Below are 15,106 nucleotides of genomic sequence, written 5' to 3'. Positions count from 1 at the left end.
CATGACTGACAGAGCGAACTGCCCGTTGGTCCGATCCTCTTCCCGCGGTCTGCTCGGGACGTGACCGATCTCCTGTACAGCCCGGCCGGGCCGACCGCCCGGCTCCTGCTTCCCGGCCAGCGCGGCTTCGCCGCCGAGACCGCCGGGTTCAACCGCGTGGTGGAGCACCACCCTGCGATGGTCGTCATCCCGGCGGGCACCGAGGTCGTGCGCACCGCAGTCGGGTTCGCGGCGGCGCACGGGAGTGCCGGTCGCGGTGCACACCACCGGCCACGGGCCCGTGCTCCCGGCCGACGACGCCCTCGTGCTCAGCACCCGGCGGCTCTCCGCCGTGGCGATCCGACCCGGCCGCGGGCACCGCCACCGTCGGCGGCGGCGTGCGCTGGCAGCAGGTGACTCGTGCCGCTCGCTCGTCTCTACGGCGGCGCGCTGTTCTTCCCGGGCGAGACGGCCGCGCGGGTCGTGTGCGGCTGGCGCGAGTGGCTCGCATCGGTGCCGGAGGAGACGACGTCCTCGCTGGCGCTGCTCCGGCTACCGGACGAGCCCGGCCTTCCGGATCCGCTGCGCGGTCGGTTCGTGGTGCACGTCCGGATCGCGCACGTCGGCGGGACGGAGTCGGGGGAACGACTGCTCCGGCCGCTGCGGTCGCTCGCGACCCCGCTCGTCGACGACGTCACGGAGATGCCGTACTCGGCGGTCGCCACGATCCACCGCGATCCGCCGGGCCCGCTCGCCTACCACGAGCACTCGATGATGTTGCGCGAGCTGGACGTGGCCGCGGTCGGCGCACTGCTCGACCAGGCGGTTCCGGCCGTCGCCGAGCACGGGGCCGTCGTGGAGGTGCGGCACCTCGGTGGGGCGCTCGCCCGGCCGCCCGCGGTGCGCAGCGCGGTCGGCAACCGGGACGCAGCCTTCAGCCTGATGTTCCTCGCGTCCGGGCCCGCCGCGATCGCCGCCCGGGCGCGGCTGTTCGCGGCCATGGCGCCGTGGGGCACCGGTGGCGTCTACCTCAACTTCCTCAGCGGCGCGGATACCGCGGGCGACGTGGCACGCGCCTATCCGGCCGACGCCTGGGGGCGGCTGCGCGCGATCAAGGCCGTCCACGACCCGCAGAACCTGTTCCGCATCAACCACAACATCTCCCCGGCGGAGGCGTCATGAGCACGGTCGTTCCCATCGAGCGGCCGGCGCCGACGCCGCGGTCGGCCGGCCTGCGGCTGGGCCTGCTGTTCGGGCCGTCGATCTTCGGGGTGAGCGCGGCGGGCGTCGCTCTGCCGGCTGCCGCGTCCACACTGGGGATCACCCCGTCGACGGCCGCCTGGATCCTGACCGTCCACGCGCTCGCCCTCGGCGTGGGCACCGCGCTGTTCGGCAGGCTCGTCGACACCTGGGGCGCCCGCCGCGCGCTGCTGACCGGCTCGGTCGTCCTGACCGCGGGTGCGGTGGTCTGCCTGCTCGCCCCGGACCTCGGGACGCTGCTGGCCGGGCGCTTCCTGCTCGCGGCGGGCTCCGGGGCGATGACGTCGGGCGCGGTGACGATGACGGCAGCGGGTGACCCGCAGCGCCGGGGCGCCGTGCTCGCCTGGTTCGGAGCCGTCGTCGCCGTGTTCGCCGGCAGCGCGACGCTGGTCGGGGGCATGGTGACCGCGGCGGTGACGTGGCGCGTGGCTCTGGTGCTCCCGGTGCTGTCGCTGGTCGGGGTGGCGCTGTCGCTCCGGGTGGCGCCGACCCAGCGGGGCGGGGGCCGGGTGGACGTCGTCGGCGCCGTGTTGCTCACGCTGACGGCCGCCGCGGGGTTGGTGTTGCTGCAGGCCCCGGCCTTGCGCTTGGCGGTGCCGGCCGTGGCCGCGCTCGCGGTGCTCGTGGTCGCCGCCGCCGCGGCGCTGGCCCGGTGGGTGCGCCGCACGCCGGAGGGCTTCGTACCCCGCGCGCTGCTGGGGAGCGGCCCATACCTGCGCGCCGCGGCCGCGGGCGCCGGGGTGTTCGGCGGCCTGTTCGCGGCGATGTACGCCGCGCCTGCGCTCCTCGTGACGGGCCGCGGGTGGTCCGTCCTGGCCGTCGGGGCCGCGCTGCTGCCCGGTGCGGCGCTGAGCGCCGTGGCGTCCCGGCTCGCCGGGCGCCTCACCCCGAGCGGAGGCCGCCTGCTGCTCGCGACGGCCGCCGCAGCCACCGCATTGGCTCTCGTCGCGGCCGGGCTGACCGCGGCACCCGGACTGGTTGTCGGCGCGGCGTCACTGGCGTTCGTCGCGTTCTCGACGGCGCAGGTGGTGCTGACCGCCCAGGCGGCCGCCGCCGTCGCGCCGCCACAGCGCGGAGCCGGGATGGGCCTGCTGACGCTGACGTTCATGGTGGGCGGCGCGGTGGGTTCGGCGACCGCCGGTGGGTTCACCGGGGCGTTCGGGGTCGGGCCGGCACTCGCCGTGGCCGCCGTGTTGCCGCTGGCCGCCGCGGTCGTCGCCGTGACCAACGGGTCGGCAGGGACCGACCCTCCACGTGGATGACCGGCAGGTGCTCGCCATTGAGGGGTCTCGAGCTGGTCCGAGCGCCGCGGGGTCGACACAATCTGACGTGAGCGTGCGGAGGGGGCCGGATGCGGGCGTGGATCCCACTGGTGATCACCGGGCTGCTGTATGCCGCGGTGCTGGGCTGGGCCGCCGTGGCTCTGCCGTCGGACGGGGTTCCGCTGCACTTCGGAATCGACGGAGAAGCCGACCGGTTCGGATCGCGGGCCGCGGCGCTGTGGGGGTTCGGACTGCTCGGGCTGGGGATGTTCGCCCTGTTCACCGGGCTGCTGGTCGCCGTCCGGCGCGGCTCGCTCGGGTTCGTGAACGTGCCCCACAAGGACTACTGGACGGCGGAGGAACGCCGGCCGCAGCTGCGCCGGATGGTCGCCACCACCGACCTGGCGGTGCTCGGCAGCGCCACGATGGCGCTGCTGGGCGCTGTGATCGTGGCGACCGTGAGTGCCACGGGCGGGCAGGCGCGGCTGCCTCCGGCCTTCTTGGCGGTGTTCGGGCTCTACCTCGTGGTCGTGCTCGGCTGGAGTACTTGGCTTGCCCGGCGTCGCTACCGACCATCGGACACCTCGTAGCGCAGCCACACCAGCCCGTCGTCCAGCGCGTCGCACCCGGTGAGACGCAACGTGCCGTCCCGGACGCGCGCCTTCCCGTGCCACCGACGCTGCGGGCCCTCGGCCGTGCAGGGGTGCACGAGGAGGCTCACCTCGTCGAGCAGGTGCGCGTCGAGCAGCGCCCCGATGAGTGTGCCCCCGCTGTCGACGCGGACGACCTCGGCGCCGCGGCGCTCGCCGAGCGCGGCCAGCGCGGCCGTCAGGTCGACGCGCTCGGGCCCCACGACGATCTCGGCGACGTCGGGCGGGGGCCGCGGCGGGGTGCCGCCCGCGCGCAGCGCGACCACGTCGGACCAGTGCCCCGCCTCGCGCAGGGCCGCCCACTCCCGGACCCGGCCCCTGCCGTCGACGACGGCCAGCAGTGGGCCGTCGGGCCGTGGCCCCGCACGCGGCGCGGCCCGCAACGCAGGCTCCTGCGCGAGGATCGTGTCGGCGCCGGCCAGCGTGACGTCCTCGCGCCAGGTGCCCGCCAGCTCGTAGAACCGGCCGACGTGCGGGGTGAAACCGGTGGTGGCCCCGTCGAGCGTGACCGCGACGTGCGCGACCACGTGGGGGCGTGTCCTCGTCGACATGCCCGGGACGGTACGGCGCACCACCGACAGTTCCGGGTCAGCGCGTCGGCGCCGGCGCCTTGTGGTGGTGCAGCGTGTGCAGGCAGTGCGCCATCGTCTCGTGCCGGGACGCCTGCTCCGTGCGGATCTGCTGCCAGGCCGAGCCCGGCGGGCGGTTGGCCGAGGAGATCGACTCCCTGCCGGACGGGCTGGACACGCCGCTGTCCTCGTCGTCGGTGTCGGGCGGCCAGCGGCAGCGCATCGCGCTCGCGCGGGCCCTGCTGCGCACGCCTGACGTGCTGCTGCTCGACGAGGCCACCGCCCAGGTCGACGCGCTCACCGAGGCCGCGATCCACGGCTGCATCCGTGCCCGGGCGAGTGCCGGCAGCGTCGTCACGGTGGCCCATCGGCTCTCCACCGTGCTCGACGCGGACACGATCGTCGTCATGGAGCACGGGCGGGTCCGGGCCATCGGCACGCACGAGGAGCTCGTCGCCTCCGACGCGCTCTACCGTGACCTCGTCGAGGCCCTGCGGATCGCGGCGGAGGCCGAGCAAGCGGACCTGACGGCGGCCGGCACCACGGCCTGACCGGTGGGTGTCGAATCCGGGCGGCGCCGATTGTCGTACCGACGAACCGACCGACCGAGGAGGTACGCGATGCAGTACATGCTGTTGATCTGCGGCAGGGAGTCCGGTGGACCCGCGGTCCCCGGCACCATCGGCCAGGACACCGAGGCGTGGGTGGAGGAGATGGACGGCAGGGGCGTCCGGCTGCAGGGCGACCGGCTGCAGCCCACGTCCGCCGCGACGACCGTTCGCGTCCGCGACGGTGAGGTGCTGATCTCCGACGGACCGTTCGCCGAGACCAAGGAACAGATGGGCGGCTACGACCTGATCGACTGCAAGGACCTCGACGAGGCGATCGAGGTGGCGTCCAAGCACCCGATGGCCCGGTACGGGCTGATCGAGGTGCGGCCGGTCTGGCAGGAATGACGACCGTCGAAGCCGCCGTCACCCGGGTGTTCCGGGAGGAGTGGGGCCGGATCGTCGCCTCGCTCATCCGGACCACCGGTGACTGGGACCTCGCCGAGGAGTGTGCGCAGGACGCCGTCGCGCAGGCGCTGGCCCGCTGGGCGCGCGACGGGGTCCCGCGCAACCCCGGGGCATGGCTCACCACCGCGGCACGCAACGGGGCCCTCAACCGTCTCAAGCGCGGCGCCCTCGAGACCAGGAAGCTGCGGGAGATCGCGGCCATGCCCGTCCCAGACGATTCCGACGACGAGAGCGTCCTCCAGGACGACCGGCTGCGGCTGGTCTTCACCTGCTGCCACCCCGCCCTGCCACTCGAGGGCAGGGTGGCGCTCACCCTGCGCACGCTTGCTGGGCTCACCACGGCGGAGATCGCCAAGGCGTTCCTGGTGGCCGAGGCGACGATGGCCCAGCGCCTGGTGCGGGCGAAGCGCAAGATCCGCAACGCCGGCATCCCGTACCGGGTGCCTCCGGACCACCTGCTGCCGGACCGGATCACGGGCGTCCTCGGCGTGCTCTACCTGCTGTTCAACGAGGGGTACGCGGCATCGGCCGGGCAGGACCTCATCCGCCACGAGCTGTGCGCCGAGGCGATCCGCCTGGCCCGCGTTCTCGCCGAGCTGATGCCCGACGAGCCCGAGGTGCTCGGCCTGCTCGCGCTCCTGCTGCTGCAGCACTCCCGGCGGGACGCTCGGCTCGACCCGGCCGGTCGAGTCGTGCCGCTGGACGAGCAGGACCGTGCGAAGTGGGACCGCTTCGGGATCGACGACGGGCTCGCCATGGTGGACCGGGCCCTGCGGCGGGGTGCGGCCGGGCCCTACCAGGTGCAGGCGGCCATCGCGGCCTGCCATGCGCGGGCCGCATGTGCCGCCGAGACCGACTGGACACAGATCGCGGCGCTGTACGGACGGCTCGTCGAGCTGCTGCCCTCGCCCGTGGTGCGGCTCAACCGGGCCGTGGCCGTCGCGATGGCGGACGGACCAGCGGCCGGCCTGGAGCTGGTCGAGCAGCTCGACGGGCAGCTGCCGGGCTACGCCCCGCTCGCGGCGACCCGGGCCGATCTGTTCCGCAGGCTCGGGCAGGATGCGGCCGCCGCGGCGGCGTACCGGGAGGCGTTGCGGCTCGCGGGCACGGAGGCCGAGCGGCGCTTCCTCGCCGACAGGCTGGCCGCGGTCAGCGCGGGGCACCGATCAGACGGAGGACGCGGATGAGCAGAGACGACGAGGTCCGGCCGTTCCGGATCGACGTCCCGGACGACGAGCTGGTGGCCCTGCGGGACCGGCTGGCCCGGGTGCGCTGGGCGCCTGAACCGGACGGCGCCGGCTACGGCGTGCCCACCGCTCGCGTCCGCGAGCTCGTCGAGCACTGGCGGGATCGCTACGACTGGCGGACCTGGGAGGCGCGCATCAACAGCCACCCACAGTTCACCACCACGATCGACGGGACGAACGTACATTTCCTGCACGTCCGGTCCCCCGAGCCCGACGCGTTCCCGCTGGTACTGAGCCACGGCTGGCCGGGCTCCGTGGTGGAGTTCCTCGACGTGATCGGCCCGCTGACCGATCCCCGTCGGCACGGCCTCAGCGATGATCTCGCGTTCGACGTGGTGATCCCCTCGCTTCCCAACTTCGGCTTCTCCGGTCCGACCCCCGACACCAGGTGGGGGCCGCGCCGGATCGCGCGGGCGTGGGCGACGCTGATGCACCGCCTCGGCTACGCCCGCTACGGCGCCGTCGGCAACGACTGGGGCTCCTTCATCTCCCCGGAGCTGGGGCGGGTGGCGCCGGACGCAGTGGTGGGCGTCCACGTGACCCAGATCTTCTCGGCACCGGACGCGGGCCTCGAGCCCGCTCAGCTGTCGCCCGCCGACCGGGCCGCGCTGGACGGGTGGCGGTGGGTCGAGGACAACATGTCCTCCTACTCTCACGTGCAGGCCCAGCAGCCGCAGACGCTCGCGCACGCGCTGTCCGACTCACCGGCCGGGCTGCTGGGGTGGAACAGCCAGGTCATGGATGGGCTGGACGTCGAGGTCCTGCTCACGCACGTCTCGATCCACTGGCTGTCCGGCACAGCCGGCTCGGCGCTGCGGATCTACGCCGAGGAGGATCGGCAGTCGGCACCCGACGGGCCCACCACCGTGCCGCTGGGGCTCGCGCAGTTCCCGAACGACCTGCCGGCGATCCGCGCGTGCGCCGAGTGCGCCCACTCCACCATCGTGTCCTGGAACGTGTACGACCGCGGCGGCCACTACGTTGCTCACCAGGCACCGGATCTGCTGACCGCCGACATCCGCGCCTTCTTCGCGTCCCTGCTGTCGTGACCGCGGTGCCCCCACATCTCGTTTCGCGCGCACTATCCGTCGACGGCCCCTGCCCGGTGTGGGCCGCCCGAGTGACTGCTGCCCGGTTCTGCCCACGATCGGTGACGGCACTCCTAGGGTCGGCGCGGTGGGGGACCCGATCAGGACGAGGCCGGACGGTACGCGCTATCCGATCAAGGGCGGGAAGGGCCGCGGTGCGGCGCTGGTCGTCGCGGCGACGGTCGTGATTGGTACCGGTGGTACGGGGGGTGGTGGGTTCCTCGGCGGCCGGAACCGGTGGGACCAGCGCGTCGACCTCGGCAAGCGCGCGCGGTGGCAGCAGTCAGGCCCGGGCCCGGGACGTCACCAGCACGGTGCGGCGTCTGGAGCGCCGAGGGTTGCGCGTCGACTCGCGGTTCGAGGCGGACGACGACTGTGCCGCCCACTCCTACGGGCAGGTGCAGGAGTTCTTCCGGGCCCAACCGTGCGCCACCCTGTTCCGCGCGCTGTTCACGGTGCGCGACGCGCGGCGCAACGTCGTGCTCGTCGCCGTGGCGTGGGTGGAGATGCCCGATGCCGCGTCGGCCCGCGAGTACCACCGGCTGGTCGACACCCACGGCACGGGCAACGTCACCGAGCTCTCCCGGGAGCGCGGCCCGTACCGCCGAGTCCGGTTCACGGGGGAGCAGTACGCATCCCGGCGGGACGGGACCACGTTGGTGAACGCGCAGGCCCAGCCGGTGGGCAGGACGGCCGGAGTGGTCGACCTGGCCGAGATCGTGGCCGAGGTCGTGGGCTGACCGCGGACGTCACCCGCCCCGTGACGCCGCGGTCCGCACCCCCGCAGCCCGTCAGCGCCGCGCCGCCACCCCATCCGCGAGCTCGTCCAGCAGGTCAGCGGTGGCGTCCCAGTCCATGCAGGCGTCGGTGACGCTCTGCCCGCGGGTCATGTCCGGGCCGAGGTCCTGCCGACCCGCCACGAGGAAGCTCTCCAGCATCACGCCGCTGATGCCGCGCTCACCCGCCGCGATCCGCTTCGCGATCTCCCGCGTGACCTCGGCCTGACGCACGTGGTCCTTGCCGCTGTTGCCGTGGCTCGCGTCGATGATCACGCGCTGGGGCAGCCCGGTTGCGTGCAGGCGGTCCAGGGTGGCCGCGACGGACCCGGCGTCGTGGTTGGGGCCGGTCGAGCCGCCGCGGAGGATCACGTGGCAGTCGGGGTTGCCCGAGGTGGTGATGAGCGCGGCGAGTCCGTCGGGGTTGATGCCCATGAAGACGTGGCTCGTCCCGGCCGCCCGGACCCCGTCGACCGCGACCTGGACGTCGCCGTCGGTCGGGTTCTTGATGCCCACCGGCATGGACAGCGCGCTGCACAGCTGTCGGTGCACCTGGCTCGCCGCCGTCCGGGCGCCGATCGCGCCCCAGGTGACGACGTCGGCGAGGAACTGCGGGGTGATCGGGTCGAGGAACTCGCAGCCGACCGGGAGCCCCAGCACGGAGACGTCCAGCAGCAGCTTGCGCGCCGTACGCAGGCCCGTGTTGACGTCGAACGTGCCGTCGAGGCCGGGGTCGTTGATCAGGCCCTTCCAGCCGACCGTGGAACGCGGCTTCTCGAAGTAGGTCCGCATGACGATCCGCAGCTCGCCGGAGACCTGCTCGGCGTGTGCGGCGAGCCGGTGCGCGTAGTCGAGCGCGGCCTCCGGGTCGTGGATCGAGCACGGTCCGACGACGACCACCAGGCGGTCGTCGCGGCCGTCGAGGATGTCGACGACCTCGGCGCGTGCCCGCGTGACGGTCTCGGCGACCGCACCGTCGATCGGGAGCTCGTGCCGCAACAGCGCGGGCGACAGCAGCGGGCTGATCCGGGTGGTGCGATGCTCGTCCAGCGCGGGGACGGCGATGACTGACATGACTGCGGCTCTTCCTCTCCGGCGAGCCGCCCGTCGATTCCCGCCGAGCCGGCTCGTCGTCCGGCTCTCGGGGGTGTGGTCAGCGCAACGGTCCGCCGGCCGACCCCTCCCGGGCCGGTCGCGTAAACCAGTACAGACGCTGCACGCCCACGACTCTAGCCCATGGGCCCGCCCGGGCGCCGCGACGTACGCTCCGCGTCACGGCCGACGTCTTGTGGAGGTACCTCGTGCGGATCGCCCTCGCCCAGATCGTGTCGACGCCCGACGCGAGCGAGAACCTCGGGCTCGTCGAGGACGCCGTGCGCCGGGCTGCCGAGGAGGGCGCGCGCCTGGTCGTCTTCCCCGAAGCGACCATGTGCTGCTTCGGGCGCCCACTCGGACCCGTGGCCGAGCCGCTCGACGGGCCGTGGGCAGAGCGGGTGCGCGGGATCGCCGCCGCCGCGGGCGTCACAGTCGTGGCCGGCATGTTCACCCCCGCCGACGACGGCCGGGTGCACAACACGCTGATCGCCACCGGCGGCGGCGTCGAGGCGTCCTACGACAAGATCCACCTGTTCGACGCGTTCGGGTTCGCCGAGTCGCGCACGGTCGCGCCGGGCACGGCGCCGGTGCGGATCGCGGTCGACGGCGTGTCCGTCGGCCTCGCCACCTGCTACGACCTGCGGTTCCCCGGACTGTTCCAGGAGCTCGCCGTGCAGGGTGCCGAGCTCGTGGTGGTGCCGGCGTCGTGGGGCGCCGGGCCGGGCAAACGCGAGCAGTGGGACCTGCTGGTCCGGGCGCGGGCGCTGGACAGCACCGCGTTCGTTGCCGCCTGCGACCAGGCCGACCCGACCGCCGTCGGCCGGGAGGCGGGCAAGGCGCCCACCGGGATCGGGGCGAGCCTGGTCGCCGGCCCGCTCGGCGCCGTGGTGGACCAGCTCGGGGCCGAACCCGGACTGCTGGTCGTCGACCTGGACCTCGACGACGTGACGTCCGCGCGCAAGAGCGTGCCGGTGCTGGCGAACCGGCGGTTCTGAGGCGGTCAGCCCGCGTCGATCTGCTCCGAGATCGACCTCGCGAGCGCCACGTCCTTCTCCGTGATGCCGCCCGCCGAGTGCGTGGAGCAGCGGAACGTCAGCGTGCGCCAGCGGATGTCGATGTCCGGGTGGTGGTCGCGGTCCTCCGCGATCTCGGCCACCCGGTCCACCACAGCGATCGCCGCCGGGAACGACGACAGCTTCGCGGTGCGCACCAGCGTGTCGCCGTCACGTTCCCAGCCGGGCAGATCGTCGAGAGCCGTGTCGATGGCGGCGTCGTCGAGCAGTGGGGCCATGCCGCGCATCCTGCCGCGTTCACGGAGCCGGCGCCGGGATTCACCGCAGCCGCACGGCACGAATCGCCCGACTCGCGCGCAGGGAGGCCCGACTCGCGCGCACGAATCGCCCGACTCGCGCGCACGGAGGCCCCGACTCGCGCGCACGGAGGCCCCGACTCGCGCGCACGGAGGCCTCGACTCGCGGGAGTCCGAGACGCCATCCCGCGAGTCGGGGTGTGAGTGTGTGCGAGTCGGGGTGTGGGTGGGGCGGGTCAGGCGTCGCGCACCAGCATCCGGTACACGGTCAGGCCGCCCCCGATCGCCACGTAGCTGAGCGCCCGCAGGGAGCTCTCGATCATGCCGTCGAACGCCAGCGGGTCGCGGAGGACGTCGGCGCCCGCGGTCCAGCCCGTGGTGAGCAGGTAGGGCTGCAGCCAGTCCAACGCCGGGATCGCGGTGAGCACGCCGAACACGATCAGCCCGCCGAGCACCGACGCCAGCACGACGAGCGGGTGCTCGGTGACCGACGAGATCGCCAGCGCGACCGCGCCGACCGCGGCGAGCTGCCCGACCGTCCAGACGACCACGAGCGCGACCCTGGCGATCGCCTCGCCGAGCCCGACGGTGGTGCCCGACAGCGTGACCAGCTGACCGTCGGCCCCGCCGACGACCACCAGCCCGGCGACCACTCCGACGACCGCGAGCACCAGCGTGGCCGCCGTGGCGACCACGAGTACGCCGAAGGCCTTCATCCCGACCAGGCGCAGCCGCCCGACCGGAGCGAGCATCAGCCCGCGCAGCGTTCCGGTGGCCGTCTCGCCCGCGATGGCGTCGGCGGCCGCCATCGCGACCGCGAGCGGCAGCAGCAGGGCGAGCGCGACGGTGATCGCCGCGACCGGCAGCACGAGCCCGTTGCCCGCGACCGCGCCGATCAGGCCGGGGCCGTCGGAGTCGTCGGCGACCGTGACCCCGATCGAGATCAGCACCGGCACCAGCGCGAACACCCCGAGCATCACGAGCGTGCGGGGGCGCCGCAGCACCCACCGCAGCTCCGCGCCCAGCAACCGGGGGATTGGGGCGTGCCGGGGCGCGGCGACGGGCGCGTCGGCGGGCTCGACCGTGGTCGTCACGACGCCTCCTCGGTCAGGCGGGCGAACAGGTCCTCGAGGTTGGTGCGACTGCGGCGCGCCTCGTGCACCGCGACCCCGGCGCGCACCAGCAGCGCGATCACCTCGGGTGCGGGCGGGCCGTCGTCGCCGACGACCACGGCAGGCTCCTCGCCGGCGCGCCGCTCGGCCCGGTATGCGGTGGCGCCGGTGTCCCGGAGCGTCCGCAGGGCGAGGTCGACGTCCGGCGTCGCGACGACGAGGCCGCCCGCGCCCGCCTCCAGGAGCGTGGCGAGCTCGCCCGTCGCGACGAGCGAGCCGGACTGCAGGACGGCCACGTGCGTGCAGGTGGCCTCCACCTCGGCCAGCAGGTGCGAGGAGACGATCACGGTGGCGCCGCCGGCGTGCAGCTCCGCGATGATCTGGCGGACGTCGCGGGTGCCTGCGGGGTCGAGGCCGTTGGTGGGTTCGTCGAGCACCACGAGCCTGCGCGGCAGCAGCAGCGCGGCGGCCAGGCCGAGGCGCTGCTTCATCCCCAGGGAGTAGCCGCGGAACCGGCGGTCGGCGGCGCCCGCCAGGCCCACCCGCTCCAGGGCGGTGCCGACGGCGCCCGGGATCTCCCGCGTGGCGAGCAGCGGCTCCGTGGCCGCGACCCGCCGCAGGTTCTCCCGGCCGGACAGGAACGGGTGGAACCCCGGGCCTTCGACGAGCGCGCCGACGTGCGGGAGGGCCGCCGCGGCCCGCTCCGGCACGGGCTGCCCGAGCAGCTCGGCCGTGCCCGCGGTGGGCCGGGTGAGCCCGAGCAGCATGCGGATCAGGGTGGTCTTGCCCGAGCCGTTCGGACCGAGCATGCCGAGCACCGACCCGGCCGGGACGTCGAGGTCGATCCCGTCGACGGCGACCGTGCGGCCGAACACCTTGTGCAGCCCGATCGCGCGGGCCGCGAGCGGAACGCCGGACGCGGCGCCGGCCGGGGCCGGCGCCGCGTCGACGCTGATGCCGCTCGTCACGAGGACAGGGCCTCGGTGAGCACCTGCTCGGGCACGGCACCGGCCGCGATCCGGCCGTCGTCGGTGATGATCGCACTGGCGACCGCGGTGGTGATCAGCGTGCCGCTGCCCCACGGGCCGCTCACCGGGGTGCCGAGCGCGGAGAGGTCCATCTCCTCGCCACCGAACCGGCCGTGCTCCGCGTCGGCGTCGGCGGGCTCCTCCGCGGGCCGGTCGCCCATGTCCGCGACCACGACGGTGTCCCAGCCCTCGCCCACGATCGTCGGCGCCGCGCCGTCGCCCTCGTGCCGCATGTCGTGGCCCGGTCTCGTCGACTCCTCCGGCTCCTGGACCTCGGCGCCGGGCGGCGGGGTGAACGTGAACAGCGAGGGGTCCTGCTCGGCGAACTCGATGTCGGTGAACCCGAGCTCCAGCACGGGTTCCGACGAGCCGTTCGCGAGCACGGTCAGCTGGAGCGGGACCCGGCGCTCGGCGTCGACCGCCACGCGCACCTCACGCAGGAGCGTGCGCTCGGACGACGCCGGGGCGAGCACGAGCTCGTAGGCCGGCCGGCCCGCGACCTCACCGGTGCCGTCCACGCTGATCTCGCTCGTGGGCTGCAGCGCGGCGAGTGCTGCGGTGGCCGCCGCAACGGGGTCGGCGGTGGAGGCGTCGGGCGGGCCGCCCGGGTGATCGCCGTGGTGCTCGGGCGCCCGCGTGACCGTGCTGTCGTCGGAGTTCCACAGCCAGAGGGTGTCGCCGTCGGCGACGATCGTGCGCTCGCCGGAGTCGGTGGGCAGCTGGACGCGGCCGCGCCCCTCGCCGTCGGACCACACCCGTGCGGTGCTCGTGCCGTCGGCCGCCTGCGGCATCCCTGGCACCGCGGGCAGACCGAGTGCGTTGTCCAGCTCGAACTCACCCCCGAACGCGCCGGGATCGGCGGTGATGACGGAGGCCACCAGCTCCTCCGGTGTCACCGGCGGCAGCGTGGGCTGCGCGCCCGCCCCGGCCGGGACCGCGAGCAGCCCCAGCCCCACGGCACCGGCCACCGCGACACCCGCGGCCACTGTGCGTCCTGTCGTCGTCCTGCGCCCCGAAGCCATGAGCACAGCATGACCCACCCGTACTGAGAGAGTTCTGAGGTCAGCGCGGGGAACGAGCGGTAGCGTCCCCACCCGATGGCACGAGTGCTGGTGGTCGACGACGAGCCCGGGATCCGCACGGCGGTGGCCCGCGGGCTCACGGCCGAGGGCATGGAGGTGGTGGCCCTCGGCGACGGCCCGTCCGCGCTCGACGCCGCGCTCACCGGCAGCTTCGACGCGGTCGTCCTCGACATCATCCTGCCCGGCCTGTCCGGCTACCGGGTGCTCGAGCAGCTCCGCGCGGCGGGGGTGGACACGCCGGTGCTGCTGCTGTCGGCGAAGGACGGCGAGTTCGACCAGGCCGACGGGCTCGACCTCGGGGCCGACGGCTACCTCGTCAAACCGTTCGCGTTCGTCGTGCTCGTCGCGCAGCTGCGCGCGATGCTTCGCCGCCGGGACGCCGCGCTGGGCCGCACCGGGCAGCGCGTCCGGCTCGGCTCGCTGGTCGTGGACCCCGTGGCGCGGTCGGTCAGCTGGGAGGGCGCCGCCGTGGAGCTCTCGCCGCGGGAGTTCGCGCTGCTGCACGCGCTGGCGAGCCGGCCGGACACCGCCGTCGCGAAGGACGAGCTGCTGCGGCTGGTGTGGGGCGACGAGCAGGCGGCGAGCCGCAACGTCGTGGAGGTCTACGTCGGCTACGTGCGGCGCAAGCTCGACGTCGTCGGTGCCGGGCACGTGCTGAAGACCGTGCGCGGCTACGGCTACATCGTCGAATCGCCGTGATCGCGCGCCTGCGCCGGTGGTGGGGCAGCCGTCCGCTGCGGCTGCGGATCACCCTCGTCGTGGGGGTCGTCGCCGTTGCCGCGCTGCTCGCCCTGAGCAGGCTCGGGGTCCAGCTGCTGTACGGGGCGATGGTCGGCGCCGTCGACGCCGAACTGCGCGACGAGGCCACCGCGGCGGCCGGCCGGATCGCGGGTGGGACGGCGCCCGCGGATGTGCGCGGGCCCGGGATCCGCGTCGTCGACACCGCGGGCGAGCCCGTCGACGGCGGCGCCGACCTGCCGCTGCGGCCGCGGGAGGTCAAGCGGCTCGCGGCCGGGCACGGGATCATCACGGGCAGCCACGAGGAGCCGCAGCGCTGGCTCGCCGTGCCCGTCGTCGCGCCGGACGGTTCGACGCGCCTGGTCGTCGTCAGCGACGACGTGGTGGGCGGCGCGACGCTGCTGGCCCGCGCCGCCGTCGGGTTCGTCGTGGGCGCGCTGCTGGTGGCGGCCGTCGTCGTCGCCGCGGCGTGGGTGGGCACGCGGGCGGCCTTGCGTCCCGTCGACCGGATGCGCACCGCGGCGGCCGCGCTCCCGCCCGGCGAACGGCTCCCGGTGCCCGTCCCGCGCGACGAGCTGCGCGCGCTCGCCGAGGAGTTCAACCTGCTCCTGGCCCGACGGGACGACGCCGTCGCCCGGCTCGAGCGCTTCACCGGCGACGCCGCCCACGAGCTCCGCTCGCCGGTGGCCGCGATCCGGGCGCAGGCCGAGGTCGCCGTCGCGCACCCCGACCCCGAGCTGACCGAGGAGACGTTGCGCGCGGTGGCCGATGAGGCCGCCCGGCTCACCACGCTGCTGTCGGACCTGCTCGCGCTCGCCAGGGCCGACGCCGGGAAGCGGCCCGCTGCCGAGCCGGTCGACCTGGTGGCGGGGGGCGGCGCCCCGGGGGGGGGGGG

18 protein-coding genes are annotated in these 15,106 nt (G+C 74.7%); 12 read left to right on the top strand and 6 right to left on the bottom strand.

The annotated features are described in order from the left end of the window. Positions 1 to 60 precede the first annotated feature (60 nt). The 4 genes from KME75_RS12715 (at position 61) to KME75_RS12700 (ending at position 3,091) form a co-directional block, all read left to right on the top strand. Positions 61 to 396, top strand: coding sequence for a hypothetical protein (locus tag KME75_RS12715; protein WP_219414823.1), 336 nt, complete (start codon positions 61 to 63; stop codon positions 394 to 396). A gap of 3 nt (positions 397 to 399) precedes the next feature. Further along, positions 400 to 1,161: a BBE domain-containing protein gene (locus tag KME75_RS45815; RefSeq protein ID WP_219414822.1), complete on the top strand. Its 762-nt coding sequence runs from the start codon at positions 400 to 402 to the stop codon at positions 1,159 to 1,161. Further along, entirely contained in the window at positions 1,158 to 2,501 is a 1,344-nt protein-coding gene (locus tag KME75_RS12705; protein ID WP_219414821.1) for an MFS transporter, read from the top strand. The genes KME75_RS45815 and KME75_RS12705 overlap by 4 nt, the downstream gene beginning before the upstream one ends. An 89-nt stretch (positions 2,502 to 2,590) precedes the next feature. Beyond that, the gene (locus KME75_RS12700; RefSeq protein ID WP_219414820.1) at positions 2,591 to 3,091 is read left to right on the top strand and encodes a DUF1648 domain-containing protein; all 501 of its coding nucleotides are present in this window, start codon (positions 2,591 to 2,593) and stop codon (positions 3,089 to 3,091) included. Here KME75_RS12700 and KME75_RS12695 read toward each other — a convergent pair. Next, positions 3,067 to 3,702: a dihydrofolate reductase family protein gene (locus KME75_RS12695; protein ID WP_219414819.1), complete on the bottom strand. Its 636-nt coding sequence runs from the start codon at positions 3,700 to 3,702 to the stop codon at positions 3,067 to 3,069. The two genes, KME75_RS12700 and KME75_RS12695, sit on opposite strands and share 25 nt — an antisense overlap. 74 nt (positions 3,703 to 3,776) lie before the next feature. On the opposite strand from KME75_RS12695, the gene KME75_RS12690 reads away from it, so the two are divergent. The 5 genes from KME75_RS12690 to KME75_RS12670 all read left to right on the top strand — a co-directional run bounded on the left by KME75_RS12690 (position 3,777) and on the right by KME75_RS12670 (position 7,811). Continuing rightward, positions 3,777 to 4,271 (top strand): ATP-binding cassette domain-containing protein, encoded by a 495-nt coding sequence (locus KME75_RS12690; RefSeq protein WP_372452591.1) that lies wholly within the window; start codon positions 3,777 to 3,779, stop codon positions 4,269 to 4,271. Positions 4,272 to 4,340: 69 nt separating this feature from the next. Further along, on the top strand, positions 4,341 to 4,676 hold the full coding sequence (locus KME75_RS12685) for a YciI family protein (protein ID WP_219414817.1): 336 nt from the start codon (positions 4,341 to 4,343) through the stop codon (positions 4,674 to 4,676). Next, entirely contained in the window at positions 4,673 to 5,923 is a 1,251-nt protein-coding gene (locus KME75_RS12680; RefSeq protein ID WP_219414816.1) for an RNA polymerase sigma factor, read from the top strand. Before KME75_RS12685 ends, KME75_RS12680 begins: the two co-directional genes overlap by 4 nt. Next, complete coding sequence (locus KME75_RS12675) at positions 5,920 to 7,032, top strand: epoxide hydrolase family protein (protein ID WP_219414815.1); 1,113 nt, start codon at positions 5,920 to 5,922, stop codon at positions 7,030 to 7,032. Before KME75_RS12680 ends, KME75_RS12675 begins: the two co-directional genes overlap by 4 nt. A gap of 377 nt (positions 7,033 to 7,409) precedes the next feature. Next, complete coding sequence (locus tag KME75_RS12670; protein WP_219414814.1) at positions 7,410 to 7,811, top strand: hypothetical protein; 402 nt, start codon at positions 7,410 to 7,412, stop codon at positions 7,809 to 7,811. A gap of 51 nt (positions 7,812 to 7,862) precedes the next feature. Here the strand turns inward: KME75_RS12670 and KME75_RS12665 are convergent, their stop codons facing one another. Continuing rightward, positions 7,863 to 8,921 carry a 3-deoxy-7-phosphoheptulonate synthase gene (locus tag KME75_RS12665; RefSeq protein WP_219414813.1) on the bottom strand — a complete coding sequence of 353 codons (1,059 nt, stop codon included), beginning with the start codon at positions 8,919 to 8,921 and terminating at the stop codon, positions 7,863 to 7,865. Between the two features lie 227 nt (positions 8,922 to 9,148). Here KME75_RS12665 and KME75_RS12660 point away from each other — a divergent pair, with 227 nt between their 5' ends. Continuing rightward, positions 9,149 to 9,937, top strand: a complete 789-nt coding sequence (locus tag KME75_RS12660; RefSeq protein ID WP_219414812.1) for a carbon-nitrogen hydrolase family protein — start codon at positions 9,149 to 9,151, stop codon at positions 9,935 to 9,937. 5 nt (positions 9,938 to 9,942) lie between these two features. On the opposite strand, the gene KME75_RS12655 is transcribed toward KME75_RS12660, so the two are convergent. From KME75_RS12655 to KME75_RS12640, 4 genes are all read right to left on the bottom strand, one after another. Continuing rightward, positions 9,943 to 10,233: a 4a-hydroxytetrahydrobiopterin dehydratase gene (locus KME75_RS12655; protein WP_219414811.1), complete on the bottom strand. Its 291-nt coding sequence runs from the start codon at positions 10,231 to 10,233 to the stop codon at positions 9,943 to 9,945. Between the two features lie 254 nt (positions 10,234 to 10,487). Beyond that, positions 10,488 to 11,345, bottom strand: a complete 858-nt coding sequence (locus KME75_RS12650; RefSeq protein WP_219414810.1) for an ABC transporter permease subunit — start codon at positions 11,343 to 11,345, stop codon at positions 10,488 to 10,490. Further along, on the bottom strand, positions 11,342 to 12,331 hold the full coding sequence (locus KME75_RS12645) for an ABC transporter ATP-binding protein (protein WP_219414809.1): 990 nt from the start codon (positions 12,329 to 12,331) through the stop codon (positions 11,342 to 11,344). Before KME75_RS12645 ends, KME75_RS12650 begins: the two co-directional genes overlap by 4 nt. After that, on the bottom strand, positions 12,328 to 13,377 hold the full coding sequence (locus tag KME75_RS12640; RefSeq protein ID WP_308282729.1) for a LolA family protein: 1,050 nt from the start codon (positions 13,375 to 13,377) through the stop codon (positions 12,328 to 12,330). The genes KME75_RS12645 and KME75_RS12640 overlap by 4 nt, the downstream gene beginning before the upstream one ends. A gap of 111 nt (positions 13,378 to 13,488) precedes the next feature. Here KME75_RS12640 and KME75_RS12635 point away from each other — a divergent pair, with 111 nt between their 5' ends. Then, positions 13,489 to 14,172 carry a response regulator transcription factor gene (locus KME75_RS12635; RefSeq protein ID WP_219414807.1) on the top strand — a complete coding sequence of 228 codons (684 nt, stop codon included), beginning with the start codon at positions 13,489 to 13,491 and terminating at the stop codon, positions 14,170 to 14,172. Continuing rightward, positions 14,169 to 15,106 (top strand): histidine kinase dimerization/phospho-acceptor domain-containing protein (locus KME75_RS12630; RefSeq protein WP_308282728.1); only part of this gene is annotated, 938 nt, incomplete at its 3' end. The genes KME75_RS12635 and KME75_RS12630, both read left to right, overlap by 4 nt.

The organism is Pseudonocardia nigra, from assembly GCF_019396355.1.
Lineage (GTDB): Bacteria > Actinomycetota > Actinomycetes > Mycobacteriales > Pseudonocardiaceae > Pseudonocardia > Pseudonocardia nigra.
The sequence above is the reverse complement of the archived record's forward strand: the minus strand, read 5'-3'. Positions and strand labels throughout refer to the sequence as shown.